Raw genomic sequence first — 25,279 nt, forward strand, 5'->3', positions numbered from 1 at the left:
TCACCACTCGATGCCTCTCTGGCCCTTCTGGCCCGCGTCCATCGGGTGCTTGACCTTGGACATGTCCGTGACGAGGTCCGCGAAGCCGACCAGCTTCTCCGGCGCGTTCCGCCCGGTGATCACCACGTGCTGGGTGCCCGGCCGGTCGCGCAGCACCTCGACCACCTCGTCGGTGTCGACCCAGCCCCAGTGCATCGGGTACGCGAACTCGTCGAGCACGTACAGCCGGTACGTCTCGGCGGCCAGGTCCCGCTTGACCTGCTCCCAGCCCTCGCGGGCCTTCTGCTCGTTGTCCATCTGGGCGTCCCGCTGGACCCACGACCAGCCCTCGCCCATCTTGTGCCAGTCGACCGTGCCGCCCTCGCCGGAGGCGCCCAGCACCCGCAGCGCGTTCTCCTCACCGACCTTCCACTTGGCCGACTTGACGAACTGGAACACCCCGATGGGCCAGCCCTGGTTCCAGGCGCGCAGCGCCAGCCCGAAGGCGGCCGTCGACTTGCCCTTGCCGATCCCGGTGTGCACGACGACCAGCGGCCGGTTGCGGCGCTGACGGGTCGTCAGGCCGTCGTCCGGCACGCTACTCGGCTGTCCCTGTGGCATTACGCGGCCCTCCTGGTCCCCTGCACGTCCCTCACCAAGCCGGCGATGCTGTCCGCCCGCAGCTCGTCCAGCGTCACCGCCGTACCGCCCAGCTCGCCCGCGAGCTGTCCGGCCAGGCCCAGCCGCACCGGGCCCGACTCGCAGTCGACGACCACCGACGCGACCCGCTCGGCCGCGAACAGCCGGGCCGCGCGCCCCGCGAGGGCGACCGGCTCCGGGCCGCCGGTGGCCCGCCCGTCGGTCACCACCACCACGAGCGCCCGCCGCGCCGGGTCCCGCAGCCGCTCCACCCGCAGCACCTCGTGCGCCTTGAGCAGCCCGGCGGCCAGCGGCGTACGGCCCCCGGTCGGCAGCTTCTCCAGCCGCGCCGCCGCCGCGTCCACGGACGACGTGGGCGGCAGGGCGACCTGCGCGTCCGTGCCGCGGAAGGTCACCAGGCCCACCTTGTCCCGCCGCTGGTAGGCGTCCAGCAGCAGCGACAGCACGGCTCCCTTGACGGCCCCCATCCGCTGCCGGGCCGCCATCGACCCGGAGGCGTCCACCACGAACAGCACGAGGTTGCCCTCGCGGCCCTCCCGGGTCGCCTGCCGCAGATCGTCCCGGCGCACGACCAGCCCCGGCCCGGAGCGGCCCCGCGCCCGCTGATGCGGGGCCGCCGCCAGGACGGTGGCCGCCAGGTGCAGCTTGGAGAGCGTCCCCCGGGGCCGCCGGGCCCCGGTCGTCCTCCCGTGCTCGGTCCGCGCCCGCGAACGCCGCCCGGTGGCGCCCTCGCCGATCCCGGGCACGCTCAGCACCTTCGCGCGGAAGGGCTCGGCGGCGCGTGCCGGGGCCTGCTCGCCGGAACCCGCGCCGGAGGCCTGCGGTTCCGCGTCCTCCGCGGACCCCGGCCGCGCGGACGTGTCACCGCCGTCCGGGCCGCTGTCCGGCGCCGGCCGGCCGCCGCCCCCGCCCGGCCCGTCCGGACCGGGATCGTCGTCGCCCTCGCCCTCGCCGCCTTCGCGCCCGCCCCCGTCCTCGCCGGAGAACTCCTCCAGCGTCTCGTCCAGCTTGTCCTCGTCCAGCCCCGGCGCGTCGAACGGGTTCCGGCGCCTGCGGTGCGGCAGCGCGAGCAGCGCGGCCTGCCGTACGTCCTCGGCGAGCACGTCGGTGCGGCCCGCCCAGGCCGCCAGCGCCGTCGCCGTACGCGCCATCACGATGTCGGCGCGCATCCCGTCCACCTCGAAGGCGGCACAGGTCGCCGCGATCTGCCGCAGCGCCCCGTCGCCGAGGCGCACCGACGGCAGCAACTCCCTTGCCGCCACGATCCGTTGCCGTACGGCGGCTTCCTCGTCCGCCCACCGCGCGGCGAAGGCGATCGGGTCGTCGTCGTACGCGAGGCGCCGGCGCACCACCTCCACCCGCTGGTCGGGCTCGCGTGAGGCCGCGACCTCCACGGTCAGCCCGAACCGGTCGAGCAGCTGCGGCCGCAGCTCGCCCTCCTCGGGGTTCATGGTGCCGACCAGCAGGAAGCGTGCGGCGTGCCGCACGGAGACGCCCTCGCGCTCGACGTACGAGGCGCCCATCGCGGCCGCGTCCAGCAGCAGGTCCACGAGATGGTCGTGGAGCAGGTTGACCTCGTCGACGTAGAGGATGCCGCGGTGCGCGTCGGCGAGCAGGCCCGGCTCGAAGGCCTTCACGCCCTCGGCGAGCGCCCGCTCGATGTCGAGGGCGCCCACCAGCCGGTCCTCGGAGGCGCCGACCGGCAGCTCCACCATGCGCGCCGGGCGGGACGCGAACGCCCCCGGCGCGTGCGGCCCGTCGGGGCACGCCGGATCGGGCGCCGCGGGGTCGCAGGAGAACCGGCAGCCGGAGACGACGTCCACCTCCGGCAGCAGCGCCGAAAGCGCGCGCACGGCCGTGGACTTGGCGGTGCCCTTCTCGCCGCGCACCAGCACACCGCCGACCGCCGGGGACACGGCGTTCAGCAGCAGCGCGAGCCGCAGGTCGTCCTGGCCGACGACGGCCGTGAACGGGAACGGGGTACTCACTTCTCGTCGCCCTCCAAGTCGCCTTCGAGCTCCAGATAGGTGGCGCGCAGCCGCTCCAGCGTGTCCGCGTCCGGCTCGGCCCACAGGCCGCGGTCGGCGGCCTCCAGCAGCCGTTCCGTGATGCCGCGCAGCGCCCACGGGTTGGACTTCTTCATGAAGTCCCGGTTCTCCGCGTCGAAGACGTACTCCGCGCTGAGCTTCTCGTACATCCAGTCGTCGACCACCCCGGCCGTGGCGTCGTACCCGAAGAGGTAGTCGACGGTCGCCGCCATCTCGAATGCGCCCTTGTAGCCGTGCCGCCGCATCGCCGCCATCCAGCGCGGATTGACCACCCGGGCCCGGAAAACCCTGTGCGTCTCCTCGCCGAGCGTCCGCGTCTTCACCTGGTCGGGCACGGCGGAGTCGCCGACGTACGCCTCGGGGCTCGCGCCGGTCAGATGGCGCACCATGGCGACCATGCCGCCGTGGTACTGGAAGTAGTCGTCGGCGTCGACGAGGTCGTGCTCGCGGGTGTCGACGTTCTTCGCCGCCACGGCGATCCGCCGGAACGCCGTCTCCATGTCCCCGCGCGCCGCCCGCCCGCCGAGCCCCCGCCCGTACGCGTAGCCGCCCCACACCGCGTAGACCTCGGCGAGGTCGGCGTCCGAGCGCCAGTTGCGGGCGTCAATCAGCGGCAGCAGCCCGGCGCCGTACGCCCCCGGCTTGGAGCCGAAGATCCGGGCCGTGGCCCGCCGCCGGTCGCCGTGCCGCGCCGCGTCCTCGTCCACGTGGGCCCGTACGAAGTTGGACTCGGCGGGCTCGTCCAGCTCCGCCACGGCCCGCACCGCGTCGTCGATCAGCCCGACCACGTGCGGGAAGGCGTCCCGGAAGAAGCCGGAGATACGGACCGTCACGTCGATGCGCGGCCGGCCGAGCTCCGCGAGCGGGACCACCTCGAAGCCGGTCACCCGGCGCGACGCGTCGTCCCACACCGGGCGGCAGCCCAGCAGGGCGAGGACCTCGGCGATGTCGTCGCCCTGGGTGCGCATCGCGGACGTGCCCCAGACCGTGAGGCCGACCGACTTCGGGTACGCGCCGGTATCGGCCAGGTACCGCTGCACCAGCGAGTCGGCGAGCGACTGCCCGACCTCCCAACTCAGCCTGGACGGAATGGCCTTGGGGTCGACCGAGTAGAAGTTGCGGCCGGTCGGCAGGACGTTGACCAGACCGCGCGTGGGGGAGCCCGACGGGCCCGCCGGGACGTAACCGCCGTTCAGCGCTCGGAGGATGTGGCCGATCTCGTCGGTGGTCCGCGCCAGCCGTGGCACGACCTCGGTGCAGGCGAACTCCAGCACGGCCACGGCGTCCGGGAGTTCGGTGCCGAGGGCGTCGCGGACCAGGGCGGGTGCCGCAGCGACGTCCCACGCCCGGGCCTCCATCCCCTCCGCGACCCGCCGGCACAGCTGCTCCAGCAGGTCGATCGCGTCGGCGGCCGTGCGCGCGGGACCTTCGACCAGGTCCGTCAGCTCCACCGGCACCTTCACCGGGGCGCCGGGCTCGGCCAGCAGCTCCTTCTCCACCAGCCCGAAGTGGGCCGCGATCGAGGCCCGCAGGCCCGGCAGCGCGTTCGCCCGCCCGCCCCACACCTGGGAGGCGCGCAGCACGGCGAGCACGAGGTTCACCCGCGGCTCGCCCACCGGGCCGCCCCCCAGGACGTGCAGTCCGTCGCGGATCTGCACGTCCTTGATCTCGCACAGGTAGCCGTCGATGTGCATCACGAACTCGTCGAACGTGTCGTCGTCCGGCTGCTCGTCGACGTGCAGGTCGTGGTGCAGCTCGGCGGCCTTCACCAGGGTCCAGATCTGGGCCCGCACGGCCGGGGCCTTCGCCGGGTCCAGATCGGACACGAGCGCGTACTCGTCGAGCAGTTGCTCCAGCTTGGCGAGGTCGCCGTAGGTGTCGGCGCGGGCCATCGGCGGCACCAGGTGGTCGACGACCGTGGCGTGGCCGCGCCGCTTGGCCTGGGTGCCCTCGCCGGGGTCGTTGACGATGAAGGGGTAGACGAGGGGCAGGTCACCGAGGACGGCGTCCGGCGCGCAGCTCCCGCTCAGCCCCAGCCCCTTGCCGGGCAGCCACTCCATCGTGCCGTGCTTGCCCATGTGGACGATCGCGTCGGCGCCGAAGGAGTTCTCCAGCCAGCGGTAGGCCGCCATGTAGTGGTGCGACGGCGGCATGTCGGGGTCGTGGTAGATCGCGATCGGGTTCTCCCCGAAGCCGCGCGGCGGCTGGATCATCACGACGACGTTCCCGAACCGCAGGGAGGCGAGCACGATGTCGTCGCCGTCGACGTACAGCGAGCCCGGCGGCTCGCCCCACGCGTCGAGCATCGCGGTCCGCAGTTCCGGGTCGAGCTCGTCGAACCAGGAGCGGTAGTCGGCCAGTGGCACGCGCGCGGGCGCGGCGGCGAGCTGCTCCTCCGTCAGCCACTCGACGTCGTGGCCGCCCGCCTCGATGAGCCGGTGGATCAGCTCGTCGCCGTTGTCGGGGTAGTCGGTGAGCGCGTACCCGGCGTCCCGCAGGGCGTCGAGGACCCGTACCGCCGAGGCGGGGGTGTCGAGGCCGACCGCGTTGCCGACGCGCGAGTGCTTGGTCGGGTAGGCGGTGAAGACCAGCGCGAGCCTCTTCTCCGCGTTCGGCTTGTGCCGCAGCCGCGCGTGCCGTACGGCGATCCCGGCCACGCGCGCGGCCCGCTCCGGGTCGGCGACGTACACGGGCACGTCGTCGGGGCCCTGCTCCTTGAAGGAGAACGGCACGGTGATCAGGCGGCCGTCGAACTCGGGGATCGCGACCTGCATCGCCGCGTCCATGGGGGACAGGGCGGCGTCGGACTCCTCCCAGGCGGCATGGGAGGAGGTGAGGCAGAGCCCCTGCAGCACGGGGATGTCCAGCTCGGCCAGTGCCCCGACGTCCCAGGACTCCTCGTCCCCGCCCGCGGAGGCCTGCGAGGCGTGGGTGCCGCCGGCGGCGAGCACGGTGGCGACCAGGGCGTCGGCACGGCCGAGGATTTCGTACAGCCCGGCGTCCGCGCCGCGCAGCGAACCGCAGTACACCGGCAGGGCGTTGGCGCCGTGCGCCTCGATCGCGTCGCACAGGGTGTCCACGAAGGCGGTGTTGCCGCTCAGTTCGTGGGCCCGGTAGAACAGCACGCCCACGGTCGGGCGGTCCGCGGCGGACGGGCGGTCGCCGTGGACGCCGTACTCCGGCATCCGCTCCGGCTCGTCGAAGCCCTCCCCGGTGAGCAGCACCGTGTCGGACAGGAAGCGGGCGAGTTCGGCGAGGTTGCCCGGGCCGCCCTCGACGAGGTAGCGCAGCGCTTCCGCGACCACGCCGGCCGGCACCGACGACTCGGCCATCAGCTCCGCGTCCGGCACGCTCTCCCCGCCGAGCAGCACGGTCGGGACGCCGGACGCCCGCAGCGCGTCGAGCCCGTCCTCCCAGGCCCTTCTGCCGCCGAGCAGGCGTACGACGGCGAGGTCCGCGCCGTCGAGCAGGGCGGGCAGTTCGGTGTCGACGTCGACCCGGGTCGGGTTGCCGATCCGGTACGCGGCGCCGGAGGCCCGCGCCGCCAGCAGATCGGTGTCGGCGGTCGACAACAACAACACTGTGCTCATGCGGGCGCTCCCGGTGGGATGAAGGGCAGTCCTTGCGGCGCGCCGGACTCGATGAGCCGCCACAGCGCGTCCGTGTCCGCGTGCTGTTCGATCAGGTCGCCGAGCTTGTCGAGCTGCTCCTCGCGCAGCGCGGCGAAGGAGGTGCCGGGGGCGGGGACGAAGCGGCGGCCCGCGGCGGCCGCCACCTCGCGCAGGAAGGCCCGCCGGAAGGCGTCCGACTCCAGCGAGCCGTGCCAGTGGGTGCCCCAGACGCCGCCCACCCGGCAGCCGTCCAGGAAGGGTTCGCCGCCGGTGACCTCGGCGACCCCGTGGTGGATCTCGTATCCCTCGACCCGCTCGCCGAGCGCCTCGCCGACGGGCCGGGCGAGGGTCTTCTCGTGGGCGAACCGTACCCGCACGGGCAGCAGTCCGAGCCCCTCGACGTGCCCGCGGCGGCTCTCGACCTCGTCCTCGATGTGCTCGCCGAGGAGCTGGAAGCCGCCGCAGACGCCGAGCACCGGCCGGCCCTCGGCCGCGCGCCGGGCGAGCGCGTCCGCCAGGCCCCGCTCGCGCAGCCACTCCAGGGCGCGGACCGTGCCGCGGGTGCCCGGGACCACGACGAGGTCCGCGTCGGACAGTTCCTCGGGCCGGTCCACGAACCGCACCACGACGCCCGGTTCGGCGGCCAGCGCGTCCACGTCGGTGAAGTTGGACATCAGCGGTACGGCGCAGACGGCGACCCGCAGGACGTCCTCGCCGAGCGGAGGGGCCACCACGGACTCCCGGACCGCGCCCCGCAGGGAGACGCGCAGTCCGTCCTCCTCGTCGATGCCGAGCCCGTGCCGGAACGGCAGCACCCCGTAGGCGTGCCGCCCGGTCAGCCCGTGCAGCATGTCCAGGCCCGGCTCCAGCAGCGAGACGTCCCCGCGGAACTTGTTGACCAGGAACCCGGCGACGAGCTCCTGGTCCTCGGGCGACAGCAGGGCGACGGTGCCGAAGAAGGAGGCGAAGACGCCGCCGCGGTCGATGTCGCCGACCACGAGCACGGGCAGCCGCGCGTTGCGGGCGATGCCCATGTTCACGATGTCGGTGCGGCGCAGGTTGATCTCGGCCGGGCTGCCGGCGCCCTCGCAGATCACCGCGTCGTACGTGCCGCGCAGTTCGGCGAGGCAGTCGAGCACCGTGCCCAGCAGGCGCTGTTGCCGCCCGCCGTGGTACCCGCGCGCGCTCAGCTCGCCGACCGGCCTGCCGAGCAGCACGACCTGGCTGCTCTGCTCGCCGCCCGGCTTGAGCAGCACGGGGTTCATCAGCGCGGTGGGCTCCACCCGGCACGCCTGGGCCTGCATGGCCTGCGCCCGCCCGATCTCGGCGCCCTCGCGCGTCACGAACGAGTTGAGGGACATGTTCTGCGCCTTGAACGGCGCGACCTTGACCCCCTGCCGCACCAGCCACCGGCAGATCCCGGCGGTGACGACGCTCTTCCCGGCGTCGGAGGTCGTACCGGCGACGAGCAGCCCGCCGTTCATCGCTTACGTCCCTTCGCGAGGACGGCGCGCATCGCGAACCGTCCGGCCACACCGGCGCCCAGGGCGAGCAGGCCCACCCGGCGGGAGAGCCGTACCGCCCGTTCGATGTCACCCACCCGGACGGCGCGCCCCGGTCCGTTGAGCACCGGCCGGTGCTCCACGCGCCCCCCGTACGCGAGGGTGCCGCCGAGCCGCACCCCGAGCGCCCCGGCGAACGAGGCCTCGACCGGACCGGCGTTGGGGCTCGGGTGCCGCCCGGCGTCGGCCCGCCAGACACGGACGGCCCCGCGCGGATCTGGCCCGGCCGCGGCCGCCAGTACGGCGGTGAGCCGCGCCCCCGGCCACCCGGCGAGGTCGTCCAGGCGCGCGGAGGCCCAGCCGTAGCGCCGGTGGCGCGGCGACCTGTGCCCGACCATGGCGTCCAGGGTGTTGACGGCCCGGAACCCGAGGAGCCCCGGCACCCCGGCGAGGGCCCCCCAGGTGAGGGCGCCCACCACGGCGTCGGAGGTGTTCTCGGCGACGGACTCCACGACGGCGCGGGCGATCCCGTCGGCGTCCAGGGCCTCGGGGTCCCGCCCGCACAGATGGGGCAGCCGCGCCCGGGCGGCCTCGACGTCCCCGGCCGCCAGCGCCCGCCCGACCGCCCGCGCCTCCCGCGCGAGCGAGGTCCCGCCCAGCACGGACCAGGTGGCGGCGGCGGTCAGGGCGACGGAGGCGGCGGGGGAGCGGCGTACGGCGGACGCGGCGAGCCCGGCGCAGGCCACGGTGCCGCCCACGCACATCGCGGTGTGCAGCGCCCCCCAGCCCCGGTGGTCACGCCACAGCACGGCTTCCAAGCCGGCCGCGGCGCGGCCGAACGCGGCGACGGGATGCCCGCGGCGCGGATCGCCGAGGAGCAGGTCGCCGAGGAGGCCGGCGGCGGCGCCGTACGCGAAGACGCGATCGGCACCCATCGCCTCAGCCGACCGGGGGGGCGGGCGGGACGTCGCTGGTGAACCTCGGATGGCAGCCGCGCATGGCGATATGTCCTCACTCAGGGTGTCCACGCCCTGGTTCGACGAGACCGGCGGCGAGAGTTCCTGGCTTCCGGGAAGTTCATTCCCCGGTGACAGTGGCGGGACCGCGCCGGATTCGCACCGGCTTCCTCTCCTGCTGCCGTACTTGGCGTGGGCAGTCCACCACGCCCCGCGAACACCCGTCAACTCGCCTTTGACCTGCACCGGGGGACTGAGATGAGGCCCACATCGGCCCGCCGGGGCACGAAAAACGCCCGCCCGATCCGCGCCGCCGAGGAGGGCGGTGCGGACCGGGCGGGCGACGAACTGCCCCAAGGCCGGGCGGTGGCCGCGCCGAGGGTCAGGACTTGGCCATGATCAGGTAGATGCCGTAGGCCACGGCGGCGGCGCACGCCGCGAAGCAGACGTACGCGCCGGTGGCGGCGATCGCCCCGCCGCCGTTGCCCTCGGCGGCGGCCCGCTCGCGGCGGGACAGGCCCGTGATGCCGAGGGTGAACAGGGCCACCAGGCCCACCGTGACCGAGAGGCTGACGCCGATGACGGAGCCGATGGCTGCCCAGTCGATCTTCATGGTGATGTTCCTTCTGTAACCGGGTGCTCGGGGCTCAGACGGCGGCGGGCGGATGCGCCCGGTCGGCGGAGGCGGAGGCGGAGGCCTGCGCCGGGACGGAGGCCGCGAGGGCCCCGGTCTCGGTCGCCACCTGGCCCACCGGAGGCGGGGTCACGGCGGCCATGGCCTGGGTCACCACGCCGGCCGGCTCGCCGGTGTGGTTGACGTTGGTGTGGTCGACGACCTCACGGCGCGACAGCTTCCAGATCACGCCGCTGGAGACCACCAGGAAGACGGCCACCACGGCGGTGCCCCAGCCGCCGAGGCCGGTGACGGCCTCCGCGCCGGCGCCCACGAGGGCCGCGGCCGGCAGGGTCAGCACCCAGGCCACGAGCATCCGGGTCGCGGTCGACCAGCGGACGACACCGCCCTTGCGGCCGAGGCCCGCACCCATCACCGAGCCGGAGACGACGTGGGTGGTGGAGAGGGAGAAGCCGAGGTGGGAGGAGGCCAGGATGGCGGTGGCCGCGCTGGTCTGGGCGGCGAAGCCCTGCTGCGGCTCCAGCTCGGTCAGGCCCTTGCCCATGGTGCGGATGATGCGCCAGCCGCCGATGTAGGTGCCCAGCGCGATGGCGAGGCCCGCGGACAGGATGACCCAGGTGGGAGGGTTGGAGCCCGGGGCGATGGCGCCGCCGGCGATCAGGGCGAGGGTGATGACACCCATCGTCTTCTGCGCGTCGTTGGTGCCGTGGGCCAGCGAGACCAGGCCCGCGGAGGCGATCTGGCCCGCGCGGTGGCCCTTGTCGGCGGCCTTGCCGTTCGACTTCCTGCCCAGCGCGTAGCTCAGCCGGGTCGAGAGCATCGCCGCGAGGCCGGCGACGACCGGGGCGGCGACGGCGGGCAGCAGCACCTTGGTGACGAGCACGTCGCCGTGGACCGCGCCGAAGCCGGCCGAGGCGATGGCGGCGCCGATCAGGCCGCCCATCAGGGCGTGCGAGGAACTGGACGGGAGACCGATGAGCCAGGTCACCAGGTTCCAGAGGATCGCGCCGACCAGGGCGGCGAAGATGACCTCGGGACGGATGCCGGTCTCGTCGACGAGACCCTTGGAGATCGTGTTCGCGACCTCCACGGAGAGGAAGGCGCCCACCAGGTTGAGCACGGCGGACAGAGCCACCGCGACCTTGGGCTTGAGTGCACCGGTGGAGATGGTCGTGGCCATCGCGTTGGCGGTGTCGTGGAAACCGTTCGTGAAATCGAACGCGAGTGCGGTTACTACCACAATCGCGAGGATCAGCGAGAAGCTTTCCATTTACCCAGGCAATCGTTCGAGGTCATTGGCTGGTCGAACGTACGTAACCAGGGTGAACGGAAGATGAACTGGGGCGGTCCTCGGGGTGTCCGTAAAAGAGGGTCCGCGCTCCACCGTAAGCCGCGCGCCGGGGGGAGATTCCGGTCACCCCGGCCGGGTGGTCCGCCGCCTGGCAGGATCGCGTCATGGCTGAGCAGAAGAGGGGCAAGGGGAAGGGGAGGGGCGTGCGCGCCGAGGAGGCCCGCGCCTGGGAGGCGCTGGTCGCCACCGCCCGCCGCACGGCGGCCGAGGGCCTCGTCGTCGGCACCTCCGGAAACGTGTCGGTGCGCGTGGGGGACACCGTGCTGGTCACCCCGTCGGGCGTGCCCTACGACCGGCTCACGCCGGACGACGTGACCGGCGTCGGCCCCGACGGCCGGCAGGTGCTCGGCGCCCTGGTGCCGACCAGCGAACTGCCCCTGCACCTCGCGATCCACCGCACCACCGACGCGGGCGCGGTCGTCCACACCCACGCCGTACACGCGACCGCCGTCTCGACGCTCGTGACCGAGCTGCCGCCGATCCACTACATGGCCGGCGCGCTCGGCGGCCCCGTCCGGGTCGCCCCCTACGCGACCTACGGCACCGAGGAACTGGCCGAAAACATGCTCCGCGCCCTCGACGGCCGCTCCGGCTGCCTGCTGCAGAACCACGGCACCGTCACCCACGGCGCCACCCTCGACCAGGCATACGACCGCACGGCCCAGCTGGAATGGATGTGCCGTCTGTGGCTGACGGCGTCCTCCGTGCCGGGACTGGCCCCCTCCCTGCTGTCACCGGAGCAACTGGCACAGGCGCAGGAGCGGCTGCGGGGGTACGGACAGCGAAGGTAGGGCCTCCGCAGGGATGAAAGCCGCTGTTTCCTGGAACCCGCAGGACATGTCACCCCGACCCTTCCTCCCGCTGGCCGGTGGCCCGGCGCGCCAGGACACTGGACCCGTGCGCTCAGTCAAAGCGACGGCCGCGGCCGTCACCGTGGCCCTGGCGGCCGGCGCGGCCGGCATCGCCGCCGGCCGGCTCGCCAGCGACGCCGCGCTGAAGGCCCCCCCGGGCCGGCCCCTGCCCACCGAGCCGCGGCTCACCGTGCACGGCACGGCACCGGGCCGGATCACGCTCACCCGCGACCTGGCCTCCCTGCGCCCCGGCATCTACGGCCTGTCCGGCGACGGCTCGCACGCCGTCGTCGGCCCCGTGCTGCCGACCGCCCCGCACCGCGCCGACGCCGTCGTGCGCCGCCTGGAACGCGTCACCCACGGCACCCTGCGCACCCACGACAAGGTCTGGCTCACCCCGAACGTGCACGTCGGCAACCCGGACTCCGCCCTCGGCCTCGATCACGCCGACATCGACGTCCCCGGCGAACTCGGCCCCCTCCCCGCGTGGTTCGTGCCCGGCGTCCGCGACACCTGGGTCATCACGGTGCACGGCCTGGGCGCCACCCGCGAACTGCCCATGAACCTCATGGGCTTCCTGCACCGCCGCCGCTTCCCGGTGCTGGACCTCGCCTACCGCGGCGACCTCGGCGCGCCCCGCTCCCCGGACGGCCTCAACCACCTCGGCGAGACCGAGTGGCGCGACCTGGACGCGGCGATCCGCTACGCCGTCCGGTACGGCGCCGAGCGGGTCATCCTGTACGGCTGGTCCACCGGCGCCTCCATGGCCCTGCGTGCCGCCGCCCACTCGGGCCTGCGCGACCGCGTCTCCGGCCTGGTGCTGGACTCGCCGGTGCTCGACTGGGAGGCGACGCTGCGGGCCCTGGCCACCGCGAGGCACACCCCCGCCGCGCTGCTGCCGCTCGCGGTGCGCGCCGCCCAGGGGCGCACCGGGCTCTCCGGCGACCGCCTCGCCGACGTCACCGACCCGGCCCGGCTCAAGGTGCCGACGATGATCTTCCACGGCCCGGACGACGCCGTGGCCCCCTGGCAGCCCTCCCGCCGCCTCGCCGCCCGCCGTCCCGACCTCGTCACCCTGCAGACGGTCGCCCAGGCCCCGCACGGAGCCATGTGGAACGCCGACCCGGAGGGCTACGAGGAGGCGCTGCGGCGCTTCCTGACGCCCCTCATGTGACAGGTCCTGACCTCTTCTCATGTGACATGGGCCACCAACTCCCGCACGGTCGTTCCCGGTCCGGCGGAGCGGCGGACGCGTCCGGCGCAGGGGGCCGACGAGCGGGAGCGGGCCGTCGGCGGGCGGGTCCGCCCACAGGGCCGCACAACCCGTGCACGGCGGGCGCGCGGGCGGGTGGACGAGGGGTGAGTGCGGTGTGCGGGAGGTGTGGACGCGGGACGTTCGGGGGAGTCCCGTCGGCTGTCCGTGCGGCGGTCCCGGCCGTTCCGTTCCCGGGCGTACCGCTGGCTTGATCCTGTCTCGTCGGCCCCGGTGAAACCCGGTGCGTTGGCCATCCCCGTCGCCCCCGGTGACATTCCGTTTGGGTTTTCGGACCGTCAACCGGAAGACTGCACCCGTGACGTCCCGTATCCCGCGCGACTCAAGGCTTCGACTCGTCCGCCCGCGGCCCCTGGCCGCCGCCCCCCGAGCCGTGAACCAGCGGCGCACGCGCCGCCCCGCACCGCGCCCCCCGGAGGGCACCCCGGCACCCGCCGAGCTGGCCAGAATGGCACGCTCCCGCCTGGCCGGAGCGGCCCGCGTCGCCCGCTGGGCCGACGCCGCCCTCGGCCCCGGCCGGGACGGCGCCACCACGGACGGCAGGGCCGCCCTCTCCGACGCGACCGCCGAACGTGCGGCCGGCGAACTGGGGCTGACCGCGGTTCAGGTCCGCGCGGAGTGGGACACCGCCCGCCTGGCCGGCCTGGTCGAGGTGCACGGCGACAGCGCCCGCCCCGGCTGGCGGCTGCGCGCCTGGGACCGGGACGACAGCGCCGTGCTGCGCGGCTGGGTGGCCTTCTTCGACGCCTGGTCGCTGGCCTGCCCGGAGCCCGGGGACCACCAGGCCGCCGCCGTCGCCGAGGTCGTCTCGGCCATGCCGCAGGTGCTCTCCCTCCTCCAGCTCTCCGCCGGGCCCGTCCCGGTCGAGCAGCTTCTGGACCTGCTCCGGCAGCGGGTCACCGAACTGCGCACCGAGCGCTGCGAGATCCCCTTCGGACCGCAGCCGGTGCCCGCCGGAACCGTGGGCACCGCGGCCGCGGCGCCGGACGCCCCGGCCGCCGCGGAGCCGGCCGAGGACGCCCTCCTCGCCCCGCTCCTGGACTGGGCCCTGCGCGCCCTCGCCGCCGTGGGCGCCCTCACCTACGGCGACGGACAGGCCACGCTCACCCCGCTCGGCAGCTGGGCCGTCTGGGTCAAGCTGGAACAGATCTGCGTCGCCGCCCAGAGCCCCGCCGGGAACATCGAGCAGTCCGCCGAGAACATGCTGCGCGGCTGCGCCCAGCTGCGGCCGAACGCGGCCCGTGCCGAGTACCGCGCCTGGCTGGCCGCGCGCCCCGTCGGCAGCGCCGTCACCGACCTGCTCGACGCCGCCCGCGGCGAGGACGCCCTGCTGCGCGGCCTCGCCTTCGAGGCCCTGCGGGTCGTCGGCGCCCCGGCCGAGCCCGACGTCCGGGCCGTGCTCGACGAGCCGGCGCTGCGGCCGTACGCCCTGCTGTGGCTGGCGGAGCACGACGGGGTCGACCCGGAGGACGCCCACGAGGTGCTCACCCGGGAGGAGGCCACCTGGCTGTGGGTGGACACCGCCGCCGCCGTCGCCGACCACGGCGAGGCCCCGATGCTGGTCCGCCACCTGGAGTCCGCGCTCCAGCCCACGGTGCCCGCGCTGCTCGACGAGGTGCGCGCCGTCGGCCATCCGCGCACCGTGCAGGTGCTGGTCGCCCTCGCCGCCGCCCACCCCGACCCGGCCCTGGCGAAGGCCGTACGCCGGGCCGCCTTCCAGGTGCACACCTGGGGCAGCTAGGGGGCTTCCGTCCCGGGACCGAACAGCTGGGTCCAGCTGTGGGAGGCGGGCCCTGGGGCGGGGGCGCTCGCGGGCCCGCGGCCCGGCCGGACTCGGTCCCTCAGGCGCGGGGCGTACGTGCCGAAGCTCCAGATGCTGCCCTCGGTGTCCCGGGCCATGTGGTCCCGCGATCCGTGGTCCCGGTCCGTCGGGGGCCCACGACGCACTCTCGCAGCCGGCACCGACACTGCCCCGTCTGGCGGCACCTGGGCGGGGGACGGGGCACGCGCGCACCCGATGACCCCGAAAAAGCCCTTGCGCCGCCCCGTTAGACTGGTCCCCATGGCCATTCTCCTCGCGCATTAGACGGCGGGAACGTCCTCAGCCGTCCACCCGCCAATCCCAGTCCGCCCTGGAGTATGTCCGTGATCTCCGCCTCCGGTATCGAGCTGCGCGCCGGTGCCCGCATCCTCATCGAGAACGCCACCTTCCGCGTCGCCAAGGGCGACCGCATCGGCCTGGTCGGCCGCAACGGCGCCGGCAAGACCACCCTCACCAAGTGCCTGGCCGGCGAGGGCCTCCCGGCCGGCGGCACGATCACCCGCTCCGGCGAGGTCGGCTACCTCCCGCAGGACCCGCGCACCGGCGACCTCGACATGCTCGCCCGCGACCGCATCCTCTCCGCGCGCGGCCTCGACGTGCTGATCCGCAAGATGCGCGACAACGAGCAGCGCATCGCCAACGGCAAGGGCGCCACGCGCGACAAGGCGATGAAGCAGTACGAGCGCCAGGAGACCGAGTTCCTCACCAAGGGCGGATACGCCGCCGAGGCCGAGGCCGCCACCATCGCCGCCGCGCTCAACCTGCCCGACCGGGTGCTCGGCCAGCCCCTGCACACCCTCTCCGGCGGTCAGCGCCGCCGTATCGAGCTGGCCCGGATCCTGTTCTCCGACGCGGACACCCTGCTTCTCGACGAGCCGACCAACCACCTCGACGCGGACTCGATCGTCTGGCTGCGCGACTACCTGAGGACCTACCGCGGCGGCTTCATCGTCATCTCCCACGACGTCGACCTGGTCGAGACGGTCGTCAACAAGGTGTTCTACCTGGACGCCAACCGCTCCCAGATCGACTTCTACAACATGGGCTGGAAGCTCTACCAGCAGCAGCGCGAGGCGGACGAGAAGCGCCGCAAGCGGGAGCGGGCCAACGCCGAGAAGAAGGCCTCCGCACTCAACGCTCAGGCCGACAAGATGCGCGCCAAGGCCACCAAGACGGTCGCCGCGCAGAACATGGCCCGCCGCGCGGACAAGCTGCTCGCCGGTCTGGAGGCCGTGCGCCAGAGCGACAAGGTCGCCAAGCTCCGCTTCCCCGAGCCCGCGCCCTGCGGCCGGACCCCGCTGATGGCCGAGGGCCTGTCGAAGTCGTACGGCTCCCTGGAGATCTTCACCGACGTCGACCTGGCCGTCGACAAGGGCTCCCGGGTCGTCATCCTCGGCCTGAACGGCGCCGGCAAGACCACCCTGCTGCGTCTGCTCGGCGGCGTGGAGCAGCCCGACACCGGCGCGGTCGTCCCCGGCCACGGCCTCAAGCTCGGCTACTACGCGCAGGAGCACGAGACCCTCGACCCGGACCGCACGGTCCTGGAGAACATGCGCTCGGCCGCCCCCGACATGGACCTCGTCGAGGTCCGCAAGGTGCTGGGCTCCTTCCTCTTCTCCGGCGACGACGTCGACAAGCCGGCCGGCGTCCTCTCCGGCGGCGAGAAGACCCGTCTCGCCCTCGCCACCCTCGTCGTCTCCTCGGCGAACGTGCTGCTGCTCGACGAGCCCACCAACAACCTCGACCCCGCCAGCCGCGAGGAGATCCTCGGCGCGCTGCGCACCTACAAGGGCGCGGTCGTCCTCGTCACGCACGACGAGGGCGCGGTGGAGGCGCTTCAGCCGGAGCGGATCATCCTGCTCCCCGACGGCGTCGAGGACCTGTGGGGCGCGGGCTACGCGGACCTCGTGGCCCTCGCCTGAGCCCCGCCCGCGGGGGTGATCCACTGCCGGTGGATCATTCGGCCCATCGGTGATCCATCATCTGTGTGAGATCTCCTCGTACCGCGGTGTGTCCTGCATCGATTTCCCGGCCGAGCCCTTATCTCCCAAGGGTTCGGCCGCCGCGCGCCGCTGACCTGGCACTTCGCGGAACAACCCGTTCGGCGGTACGCGCGGCCGCGTGCGGAATGGGCAATTCCGTATGTGGGGACGCACTCCCGTCGTCACAAGCCTGTCTCACGGACCTTGCCGAATGGGTGGCCATCACGCCCCGGAGGGGTGATCATGAGGAGACCAGAGCGCACTTCCCATGAGGAGGCACGGGTGGCCGAGACTCTGAAGAAGGGCAGCCGGGTGACCGGCGCCGCGCGCGACAAGCTCGCGGCAGACCTGAAGAAGAAGTACGACGCCGGTGCGAGCATTCGGGCGTTGGCCGAGGAGACCGGCCGCTCGTATGGCTTCGTCCACCGGATGCTCAGCGAATCGGGCGTCACGCTCCGTGGGCGTGGCGGGGCGACGCGGGGCAAGAAGGCCACGTCGGCCTGACCTCGGGCGGCCCATCGGCTTCGATGGTGGCCACCCGGTCGGTCACGTGATCGGCCGGGTGGTTACTGTGCAGTCACTTAGGATGCCTCGCACGGCATCCCGGCTGACCGCACCCATCGGAGGCGCCCCATGGCTTCGCCCGAGCACGACCTCGATCCGGTACTCGACAAGGACGGCGTACGGCTCACCGTCGACGACGCGATCGCCACGGTGACGCTGACCAACCCGGCCAAGCGCAACGCGCAGAGCCCCGCTCTGTGGCGGGCGCTCACCGAGGCCGGGCGGCTGCTGCCGGGCTCCGTCCGCGTCGTGCTGCTGCGCGCCGAGGGCAAGTCGTTCTCGGCGGGGCTGGACCGGCAGGCGTTCACGCCGGAGGGCTTCGACGGCGAGCCGTCGTTCATCGACCTCGCCCGCGGCAGCGACGCGGAGCTCGACGCGACCATCGCCGAGTACCAGGAGGCGTTCACCTGGTGGCGGCGCAACGACATCGTGTCCGTCGCCGCGGTCCAGGGGCACGCCATCGGCGCGGGCTTCCAGCTGGCGCTGGCCTGCGACCTGCGCGTGGTCGCCGACGACGTGCAGTTCGCCATGCGCGAGACCAGCCTCGGGCTGGTGCCGGACCTCACCGGCACGCATCCGCTGGTGGGTCTGGTCGGGTACGCCCGTGCCCTGGAGATCTGCGTGACCGGCCGGTTCGTGACCGCCGAGGAGGCGGTGCACACCGGGCTGGCGAACCTCGCCGTGCCCGTCGACCAGCTCGACGGCACGGTACGGGACCTGGCCGCGGCACTCCTCGCCGCGCCCCGGGACGCGGTGATCGAGACCAAGACGCTGCTGCGCGGCGCCCAGGAGCGTACGTACGAGGAACAGCGCACCGCCGAGCGTGCCGCCCAGGCCCGCAGGCTGCGGGACCTGGCCGGCGTCGGCGAATGACCGCGCACTGACCGCCGCCGCGCGAGGCGACGGTCCCCGCGGGCGTGCTGCCGGCCGGCCGCGGAGGCGGGCATGTCTCCTGTGTCCCTCGCGCGGGTGGTTCCTCAGCCGATCGCGGTGACCACCACGGCCACGCTCGGGTGATCCGGCAGCGCCTCCGCGACCGCCGCGCGGATCTGCCGGGCCACCTCCACGGCCCGCTGATCCGTGCGGAGCGCCACCTCCACCCGCACATGCCGGTGCGGCAGCGCGGCCGTCGCCCGCCGCTCCTCGATGTGCACCGGCCGGCCGAGTCCGCCGAGCGCGCCGGCCAGGCGCAGTACACCGGGGACGGCCAGCACGGCCTCGGACACCCGGGTCGCGTCGGTGCCCGCGGGACCCTCGCCCCGGCCGCCCTCGCCGCCCCCGCCGCTCTCCGGGCTCTCGGCGCCTCCAGCGCCGCCGGCTCCCTCGGCCCCTCCGCCGCTCTCGGCGGTGCGGCCGGTGCCGGCCGGGCCGCCGGCCGCGGCAGCCCCCGCGCCCTCCGCTCCCTGCGCCTGCTCGCTCCCCTCGAAGCCCGCGGCCTCCTCGGCCTCTCCGGTGTCCCCGGTCAGCAGCGCCGTCACCCGAAGGTCGACGTCGGTCACCGTCAGGCCGAGGGCCTGTGCCGCGGCCGTCGCGAGAGTCTCCCGCAGGCGTGCCGCCGTGGTGGGCAGCGGCTCGTCCGCCGTCGCGGCGAAGTCCGCGGACACGCGCAGGTCACCGGGCGGCAGCGCGCTCGGCGGAGCGGGGACGGCCGGGTCACGGGCGCTCCCCGGGTCGGCCAGGGTGATGCGCAGGGTCCCCAGCCGTACCCCCGGTGTGCGCTCGGCCGCCCGCCGCAGTACGGCCTCGGCCGCCCGCTCCGTGATCCACGCGCCGTCACTCGGGCCGCCCAGCGGCAGGAGCCTGCCGAGCGCCAGCTGGTGCCGCACCGTCCGCGTCCATCCGTCCGCCGTCATTGCTCCAGCCTGCCGTATCGCGGGGCGCGCGACCCGCCAAGGCCACTTACGGTGGTGGGGGGACGACCGAAAGGGGCGTACGGCGATGACCGATATGACGGAGCCGAACCGGGCGCGCACGGCCGAGGGCGGGACGGACGTGCCGGAGACGAGTGCGGCCCGCAAGGGCCAGGTGACGCGCCGTGGCTTGGGCGACCCCGGCGGGCGGGGGCGCACCACCATCGCCGACGGCGTCGTGGAGAAGATCGCCGGACTCGCCGCGCGCGACGTGCTGGGCGTGCACGCCATGGGCAGCGGTCTCTCGCGGACCTTCGGGGCCGTGCGGGACCGTGTACCGGGCGGCGCCAAGTCGGTGACCCGGGGTGTGAAGGCCGAGGTCGGCGAGGTGCAGACCGCGCTCGACCTGGAGATCGTCGTCGACTACGGCGTGTCGATCACCGATGTGGCGCGCGACGTCCGGGAGAACGTGATCGCGGCCGTGGAGCGGATGACCGGCCTGGAAGTGGTCGAGGTCAACATCGCCGTGAGTGATGTGAAGCTTCCGGAGGAAGAGGAGGAGGAACCGGAGCCGCGGATCCAATGACGGCCCCGGTGACCGATCCGGTGTCACCCCGGTGGGGGCACGCCTCCCCGGGACGACCGCACGACCCTCGACGGCAGTGAAGCTACGGCAGTGGAGCTGAGGAGCGCAGCATGAGCATGGCCGTGGTCGGCATGATCGCCGGCCTGGCATTGGGCTTCGCCGGGTACTTCGGCGGGTTCGGTGCCTTTCTGCTGGTGGCGGCCCTGGGCGCCGTCGGGTTCGTCGTCGGCCGGTTCCTGGAGGGGGACCTGGAGCTGGGCGACTTCTTCCGCTCCCGTGACAACCGCCGGCGGTGACCTCCGTGAGTGGCGGGGCGGGTGAGCTCCGCAGACCCCCGGCCGCCGGATCCGCCGCCCCCCGGCCCGCCGCCGTCGGGCCGCCGGGCTCCGTCGCGCCGGGCGAGCGGGGCGCCCTCCGCGTCGCCGACCGGGTCGTCGCGAAGATCGCCGCGCAGGCCGCCCGCGAGGCGCTCGGCCCGCTGCCGCCGGACGTCGCGTCCCCGCACGCCATGGTGGCCGTGCACCACGACGCCGCGCACATCCACATCCACCTCGACCTCGCCTACCCGTGCGACGTCGGCGGCCGGTGCCGCGCGGTGCGTCGTCAAGTGGAGGAGCGGGTAGGCGCGTTGGTGGGAATGCGGGTGCCGGAGGTCGCCGTCCGCGTGGAGCGGCTGCATCTGGTGCCCGCGCACGGCGCGGTACAGGGGAGGACACGATGAGCGAGCCCTCGGGCTCCGAGAACACCACCAGGCCCCTGCCTGTCCTGGAGAAGGCGGACGCCGGACCGGACGGGTCGGCGGCACCGGACGCGCACGAGCCCGGGCCGGTCCTCGACGGGCAGGACGGGGGCGGCCGCCGCTTCTGGTCCGCCCGCCGGATCCCCGCGGGCGTCGTCGCCGCGCTGCTGCTGATCGTCGCCGCCGCGTTCCTGTACGACATCGCCGCCGTGCGCGCCCACCGTCCCGCCATGCGCTGGCGCCGCGAGCTGGCCCGGCAGCTGGCCGCGCGGCCCCTGGACGACACCTGGGTGCTGGTCGGCGCCGGCGTCGCCGCGGTCCTCGGCCTGTGGCTGATCGTGCTAGCACTCACCCCGGGGCTGCGGCGGCTCCTGCCGATGCGGCGCACGCACGCCGACGTCCGCGCGGGGCTGCACCGGGAGGCGGCCGCGCTGGTGCTGCGCGACCGGGCCATGGAGATCGCCGGTGTGCAGTCCGCCCGCGTCCGGCTGCACCGGCGCAGGGCCGACGTGCGCGCGGTCGTGCACTTCCGCGAACTCGACGACGTACGCGCCGACCTGGACACCGTGCTCACCGAGGCGGTCGCGGGGCTGGGGCTGGCCCGGCCGCCGGCGCTGACGGTGCACGTCGTCCGGCCCGGACGGAAGGGGTGAGGGCCGTGATCGGGGTCGTCAACCGGGTACTGATCGGACTCGTCGGGCTGGTGCTGCTCGTGGTCGGCGGCTCGGTGCTCGCCGTCGGGCTGGGGGTGCGTCCGCCCGCGTGGATCCACGGCGGACGGCACGACGTGCTGCTGAGCACCGCCGAACGGACCAGGTGGCGGGAGACCGGCTGGTGGTGGCCGACCGTCATCGCGGCGCTGGCCGTGCTCGTGCTGCTCGCCCTGTGGTGGCTGACGGCGGTGCTGCGCCGGCGCCGGCTCACCGAGGTCCTCGTCGACACCGGCGACGGCGAGGGCGCGCTGCTGCGGGGGCGGGCCCTGGAGGCCGTCCTGTCCGCGGACGCGGAGGGGATGGACGGCGTCGAACGGGCCCACGTCCGCCTCACCGGCCGCCGGGACGCCCCCGCCACCCATGTACGGCTCCTGCTGGAGCCCCACGTGGATCCGGGGACGGCCCTGTACGAGCTGACGGACGGGGCTCTGGCCCGTGCGCGGGACTCGGCGGCCCTCGCGTCCCTCCCGGCCGAGGTCCGGCTGCTGGGCGTCAAGCACCGCGCGGAGCGGGTGAGCTGACGGCGGCGGGGAGGCACGCGGCCCCGGCGCCCGGCCCGCGGCTTCCTCCGCGAGGGGGACGACGAACCACGGACCGGGCACGCGGGCCGCGGGAGAAGACCGCGGGCCCGACGCCGCGGGCCGCGAAGGGGACGACGAACCGCGAGCCGGGGACGGGGGGCGTCCCCCGGCGGAACGCGGCGGCCCCTGTGCTCAGAACCCGTGCCGCATCCCGCCGTCCACCGGCAGCATCACGCCCGTCAGATACGAGGCGGCCGGGGACAGCAGGAACGCCGCCGTCCGCCCGAACTCCTCCGGCGTCCCGTACCGGCGCAGCGGAATCCGCGCCTCGTTCGCCGCCCGCGTCGCCTCGGGGTCCGCCGACAACCCGTCCAGCTCGCGCACCCGGTCCGTGTCGATGCGGGCCGGAAGCAGGCCCACGACCCGGATGCCGCGCGGGCCCAGCTCGTCCGCCAGTGACTTGGCGAACCCGGCGAGACCGGGACGCAGCCCGTTGGAGATGGTCAGCCCCGGGATCGGCTCGTGCACCGAGCCGGACAGCACGAACCCGATGACACCGCCCGCCTCCAGCTCTGCGGCGGCCGCGCGGGCCAGTCGCACCGCGCCCAGGAACACGGACTCGAACGCCGCCTGCCACTGCTCGTCGGTGTTGTCGGCGACGAAGCCGGGCGGCGGACCGCCCACGCTGACGAGGACGCCGTCGAAGCCGCCGAAGTGCTCGCGGGCCGCCGCGATCAGGCGGGCGGCGGCCTCCGGCTCCGCGTTGTCCACGGCCACCCCGACGGCGCCCGCGCCCAGCTCGGCCGCCGCGTCCGCGACCCGCCGCTCGTCCCGCCCCGTGATGACCACCTTCGCCCCGTCGGCGACGAGCTCGCGCGCGGCCGCGTTGCCCAGTCCGCGCGTGGCCCCGGTGACGACGTACACCCGGTCCTTCAGTCCAAGATCCATGGCCCCTATCCTGCCTCCTCACTCCCGTACAGGGCGAGGGCGGTGTTCACCAGGCCGATGTGGCTGAACGCCTGCGGGAAGTTGCCGAGCTGACGGCCGGACACCGGGTCGTACTCCTCCGACAGCAGGCCCACGTCGTTGGCGAGGCCCGTCAGCCGTTCGAACAGCTCCCGCGCCTCCTTCGTGCGCCCGGTCAGGTGCAGCGCGTCCGCCAGCCAGAACGAGCAGACCAGGAACGTGCCCTCACCGCCCGGCAGCCCGTCGACGGCCGTCGCGTCCGCGCTGTAGCGGCGCACCAGGCCCCTCTCGCCGAGCTCGGCACGCACCGCGTCGACGGTGCCGATCACCCGAGGGTCGTCCGGCGGCAGGAAGCCCACCCGCGGGATCAGCAGCAGGGCGGCGTCCAGCTCGGCGGAGCCGTAGGACTGGGTGAACGTGTTGCGGTCGGGGTCGTAGCCCTTCGCGCACACCTCGCGGTGCACCTCGTCCCGCAGGGCGCGCCAGCCGTCCAGGTCCCCCGGCAGCCCCGGGTCCTCCTCCAGGGCGCGCACCGCGCGGTCGGCGGCCACCCACACCATGACCTTCGAGTGCACGAAGTGCCGCCGCCCGCCGCGCACCTCCCACAGCCCCTCGTCGGGCTGCCGCCACGCCTCGCGCAGGAACTCGAGCAGCGCGCACTGCAGGGACCACACGTCCGGCTTGGCGGACAGGCCCGAGCGCCGGGCCAACGCGAGGGAGTCCATCACCTCGCCGTACACGTCGAGCTGGCGCTGGGTCACGGCCTCGTTGCCGATCCGTACGGGCGTCGAGCCGGCGAAGCCGGACAGCCACGGCAGCTCGAACTCCGGCAGCCGGCGCTCGCCCGCCACCCCGTACATGATCTGGAGGTCGGCCGGGTCGCCCGCGACCGCGCGCAGCAGCCAGTCGCGCCACGACTCGGCCTCCTGCCGGTATCCGGCCGACAGCAGCGCGCCGAGCGTGAGGGTGGAGTCGCGCAGCCAGCAGTAGCGGTAGTCCCAGTTGCGCACCCCGCCCAACTCCTCGGGCAGGGAGGTGGTGGCGGCGGCGACCACGCCGCCGGTCGGCTTGTAGGTGAGGGCCTTGAGGGTGATCAGGGAGCGGACGACCAGGTCCCGGTGCGGGCCGTCGTAGCGGCAGTGGGCCGCCCACGCCCGCCAGTCCTCGACGCTGTGCGCGAGCGACTCGTAAGGGTCGACCAGCGGCGGGCGCGGCTCGTGCGAGGGGTGCCAGGTCAGCACGAACGCCACCTTCTCCCCGGCGGCCACGGTGAACTCCGCGTGCGTGCCGAAGTCCTCGCCCCAGGTGGGCACCTCCGGCTCGCTGCGCAGCCATGCCGAGTCCGGTCCCGCGACGGCGACCCGGTGGCCGTCGGTCCGGCGCACCCACGGCACGATCGAGCCGTAGTCGAAGCGCAGCCGGAGGGTGCTGCGCACGGTCACCCGGCCGCTGAGGCCCTCCACGATGCGGACCAGGTCGGGGGCGCGGTCGCGCTGCGGCATCAGGTCGGTGACCCGCACGGAGCCCTCCGGGGTGTCCCACTCGGTGTCGAGGACGAGCGTGTCCTCGCGGTAGGCGCGGCGGGTGCAGGGGCCGGTGACGCCCCGTGGGGCGATGCGCCAGTGGCCGTTGTCCTCGTCGCCGAGCAGCCTGGCGAAGCAGGCGCCGGAGTCGAAGCGGGGCAGGCAGAGCCAGTCGACGGAACCGTCCCGGCCCACCAGGGCGGCGGTCTGCTCGTCGCCGACGATCGCGTAGTCCTCTATCCGTGGCTGCACGGATGCCGGATGCCCGGCCGGAGGACAAGGCAATCAGCGCGGGCGGCGATCAGGGGACGCCGCGGTCAGACCGCGGCCGGCTCCGTGTCCGTGGCGGACTGCCGTGCCGCCGCTGCCGCCTCCGCGCGTTCCCTGGCCTCGCGCCGGGCCAGGATCACCCAGCCGACCGGGACGCACGCCGAGAACAGCCACCACTGGATGGCGTAGGCCAGGTGCGGACCGATGTCGTTGTGCTCGGGGTCGGGGAGCAGTTCGGGACCGCCGCCCCGGGGCGCGGGGGAGGTCAGCTCGACGTAGCCGCCGAGGACCTGCTTGCCGAGCCGCCGCGCCTGCTGCCCGCTGCTGATCAGCATCACCTGGCGGTCGGGCAGGCCCTTGACGTTCTTGATGCCGCTCTGCGCGGTCGTCTCGTCCGGCATCAGCCGCCCGGTGACGGTGGTCTCGCCCCGCTCGGGCGCCGGGATGCTCGGGAACGCGGTCTGTGCGCCGTTCGCCGGGATCCAGCCCCGGTTGACCATGAGGACCCGGCCGTCGTCGAGGACGAAGGGGGTCAGGACGTGGTAGCCGACCTCGCCGTCGGCGTTGGTGCGACGGCGTACGACCTCTTCGTCCGCGGTGTCGAAGTGCCCCTTCGCGGTCACCCGGCGGTACAGGTCGGAGTGCTTCACCTCGGCGCCGGGCGAGGTCAGCGACTCGGCCGGCACGGGCCGGGCCGCCAGCGAGCCGGCGATCACCTGGTTCAGCGCGACCTTGTGCTCGTGGCGGTGCAGCTGCCAGAAGCCCAGCCGGATCATCGTCGGGATCAGCGCGATCGCGACGATCGTGAGGATCACCCACTGGCGGGTCAGGACGAAGCGGTACACCCCACGACCGTACCTCTCGGGCCGTGGGGTGTT

The 25,279-nt window shown here is 74.3% G+C and carries 22 protein-coding genes, 1 pseudogene and 1 riboswitch; of the genes and pseudogenes, 11 read left to right on the top strand and 12 right to left on the bottom strand.

The genetic code is table 11. The features are described 5' to 3' along the window. The 7 genes from cobO to ACIQ9G_RS05210 form a co-directional block, all read right to left on the bottom strand. The gene (cobO, locus tag ACIQ9G_RS05180; protein ID WP_403606494.1) at window positions 1-600 is read right to left on the bottom strand and encodes a cob(I)yrinic acid a,c-diamide adenosyltransferase; all 600 of its coding nucleotides are present in this window, start codon (window positions 598-600) and stop codon (window positions 1-3) included. Further along, entirely contained in the window at window positions 600-2,627 is a 2,028-nt protein-coding gene (locus ACIQ9G_RS05185) for a putative cobaltochelatase (RefSeq protein WP_403606497.1), read from the bottom strand. Before ACIQ9G_RS05185 ends, cobO begins: the two co-directional genes overlap by 1 nt. Then, window positions 2,624-6,277, bottom strand: a complete 3,654-nt coding sequence (gene cobN / locus ACIQ9G_RS05190) for a cobaltochelatase subunit CobN (RefSeq protein ID WP_403606500.1) — start codon at window positions 6,275-6,277, stop codon at window positions 2,624-2,626. The genes ACIQ9G_RS05185 and cobN overlap by 4 nt, the downstream gene beginning before the upstream one ends. Continuing rightward, window positions 6,274-7,782 carry a cobyric acid synthase gene (locus tag ACIQ9G_RS05195; protein ID WP_403606503.1) on the bottom strand — a complete coding sequence of 503 codons (1,509 nt, stop codon included), beginning with the start codon at window positions 7,780-7,782 and terminating at the stop codon, window positions 6,274-6,276. Before ACIQ9G_RS05195 ends, cobN begins: the two co-directional genes overlap by 4 nt. After that, a complete protein-coding gene (locus tag ACIQ9G_RS05200; protein WP_403606506.1) occupies window positions 7,779-8,735 on the bottom strand; it encodes a cobalamin biosynthesis protein in 957 nt (318 codons plus the stop codon). The genes ACIQ9G_RS05195 and ACIQ9G_RS05200 overlap by 4 nt, the downstream gene beginning before the upstream one ends. 99 nt (window positions 8,736-8,834) lie before the next feature. Next, window positions 8,835-8,978, bottom strand: a riboswitch (cobalamin riboswitch). Between the two features lie 160 nt (window positions 8,979-9,138). After that, window positions 9,139-9,369 (bottom strand): hypothetical protein, encoded by a 231-nt coding sequence (locus ACIQ9G_RS05205; protein WP_403606510.1) that lies wholly within the window; start codon window positions 9,367-9,369, stop codon window positions 9,139-9,141. 34 nt (window positions 9,370-9,403) lie between these two features. Beyond that, window positions 9,404-10,660 carry an anion permease gene (locus ACIQ9G_RS05210; RefSeq protein WP_403606513.1) on the bottom strand — a complete coding sequence of 419 codons (1,257 nt, stop codon included), beginning with the start codon at window positions 10,658-10,660 and terminating at the stop codon, window positions 9,404-9,406. 185 nt (window positions 10,661-10,845) lie between these two features. Between ACIQ9G_RS05210 and ACIQ9G_RS05215 the strand changes: the two genes are divergently transcribed. From ACIQ9G_RS05215 to ACIQ9G_RS05225, 3 genes are all read left to right on the top strand, one after another. Further along, a complete protein-coding gene (locus ACIQ9G_RS05215; protein WP_403606516.1) occupies window positions 10,846-11,532 on the top strand; it encodes a class II aldolase/adducin family protein in 687 nt (228 codons plus the stop codon). A gap of 106 nt (window positions 11,533-11,638) precedes the next feature. Further along, window positions 11,639-12,766 (top strand): alpha/beta hydrolase family protein, encoded by a 1,128-nt coding sequence (locus ACIQ9G_RS05220; protein ID WP_403606519.1) that lies wholly within the window; start codon window positions 11,639-11,641, stop codon window positions 12,764-12,766. A gap of 397 nt (window positions 12,767-13,163) precedes the next feature. Continuing rightward, entirely contained in the window at window positions 13,164-14,606 is a 1,443-nt protein-coding gene (locus ACIQ9G_RS05225) for a hypothetical protein (protein ID WP_403606522.1), read from the top strand. Between the two features lie 107 nt (window positions 14,607-14,713). Here ACIQ9G_RS05225 and ACIQ9G_RS05230 read toward each other — a convergent pair. Continuing rightward, window positions 14,714-14,800 (bottom strand): annotated as a pseudogene (locus ACIQ9G_RS05230) (glyoxalase); the annotation flags it as partial. A 210-nt stretch (window positions 14,801-15,010) separates the two neighbouring features. On the opposite strand from ACIQ9G_RS05230, the gene ACIQ9G_RS05235 reads away from it, so the two are divergent. The 3 genes from ACIQ9G_RS05235 to ACIQ9G_RS05245 all read left to right on the top strand — a co-directional run bounded on the left by ACIQ9G_RS05235 (window position 15,011) and on the right by ACIQ9G_RS05245 (window position 18,106). After that, a complete protein-coding gene (locus ACIQ9G_RS05235; RefSeq protein WP_403606789.1) occupies window positions 15,011-16,609 on the top strand; it encodes an ABC-F family ATP-binding cassette domain-containing protein in 1,599 nt (532 codons plus the stop codon). 342 nt (window positions 16,610-16,951) lie between these two features. Continuing rightward, on the top strand, window positions 16,952-17,173 hold the full coding sequence (locus ACIQ9G_RS05240) for a helix-turn-helix domain-containing protein (protein WP_003976983.1): 222 nt from the start codon (window positions 16,952-16,954) through the stop codon (window positions 17,171-17,173). A gap of 129 nt (window positions 17,174-17,302) precedes the next feature. Beyond that, entirely contained in the window at window positions 17,303-18,106 is an 804-nt protein-coding gene (locus ACIQ9G_RS05245; RefSeq protein ID WP_403606525.1) for an enoyl-CoA hydratase/isomerase family protein, read from the top strand. Window positions 18,107-18,210: 104 nt separating this feature from the next. On the opposite strand, the gene ACIQ9G_RS05250 is transcribed toward ACIQ9G_RS05245, so the two are convergent. Continuing rightward, a complete protein-coding gene (locus ACIQ9G_RS05250; RefSeq protein ID WP_403606528.1) occupies window positions 18,211-19,086 on the bottom strand; it encodes a nucleopolyhedrovirus P10 family protein in 876 nt (291 codons plus the stop codon). 85 nt (window positions 19,087-19,171) lie between these two features. Here ACIQ9G_RS05250 and ACIQ9G_RS05255 point away from each other — a divergent pair, with 85 nt between their 5' ends. From ACIQ9G_RS05255 to amaP, 5 genes are all read left to right on the top strand, one after another. Then, a complete protein-coding gene (locus tag ACIQ9G_RS05255) occupies window positions 19,172-19,669 on the top strand; it encodes an Asp23/Gls24 family envelope stress response protein (protein WP_403606531.1) in 498 nt (165 codons plus the stop codon). 110 nt (window positions 19,670-19,779) lie between these two features. Continuing rightward, window positions 19,780-19,965, top strand: a complete 186-nt coding sequence (locus tag ACIQ9G_RS05260) for a hypothetical protein (RefSeq protein ID WP_356186672.1) — start codon at window positions 19,780-19,782, stop codon at window positions 19,963-19,965. Further along, window positions 19,962-20,390 (top strand): hypothetical protein, encoded by a 429-nt coding sequence (locus ACIQ9G_RS05265; protein WP_403606536.1) that lies wholly within the window; start codon window positions 19,962-19,964, stop codon window positions 20,388-20,390. Before ACIQ9G_RS05260 ends, ACIQ9G_RS05265 begins: the two co-directional genes overlap by 4 nt. Continuing rightward, a complete protein-coding gene (locus ACIQ9G_RS05270; protein WP_403606539.1) occupies window positions 20,387-21,061 on the top strand; it encodes a DUF6286 domain-containing protein in 675 nt (224 codons plus the stop codon). The genes ACIQ9G_RS05265 and ACIQ9G_RS05270 overlap by 4 nt, the downstream gene beginning before the upstream one ends. Before the next feature lie 5 nt (window positions 21,062-21,066). Continuing rightward, complete coding sequence (gene amaP / locus ACIQ9G_RS05275) at window positions 21,067-21,642, top strand: alkaline shock response membrane anchor protein AmaP (RefSeq protein ID WP_403606542.1); 576 nt, start codon at window positions 21,067-21,069, stop codon at window positions 21,640-21,642. Between the two features lie 192 nt (window positions 21,643-21,834). On the opposite strand, the gene ACIQ9G_RS05280 is transcribed toward amaP, so the two are convergent. The 3 genes from ACIQ9G_RS05280 to ACIQ9G_RS05290 form a co-directional block, all read right to left on the bottom strand. Further along, entirely contained in the window at window positions 21,835-22,590 is a 756-nt protein-coding gene (locus ACIQ9G_RS05280) for an SDR family oxidoreductase (RefSeq protein WP_403606545.1), read from the bottom strand. Window positions 22,591-22,595: 5 nt separating this feature from the next. Continuing rightward, complete coding sequence (locus tag ACIQ9G_RS05285) at window positions 22,596-24,383, bottom strand: glycoside hydrolase family 15 protein (protein ID WP_403606548.1); 1,788 nt, start codon at window positions 24,381-24,383, stop codon at window positions 22,596-22,598. 65 nt (window positions 24,384-24,448) lie between these two features. Further along, window positions 24,449-25,246: an SURF1 family protein gene (locus tag ACIQ9G_RS05290; RefSeq protein WP_403606551.1), complete on the bottom strand. Its 798-nt coding sequence runs from the start codon at window positions 25,244-25,246 to the stop codon at window positions 24,449-24,451. Between the last annotated feature and the right edge of the window lie 33 nt (window positions 25,247-25,279).

The organism is Streptomyces sp. NPDC096152, assembly GCF_044763235.1.
Taxonomy (GTDB): Bacteria; Actinomycetota; Actinomycetes; order Streptomycetales; family Streptomycetaceae; genus Streptomyces.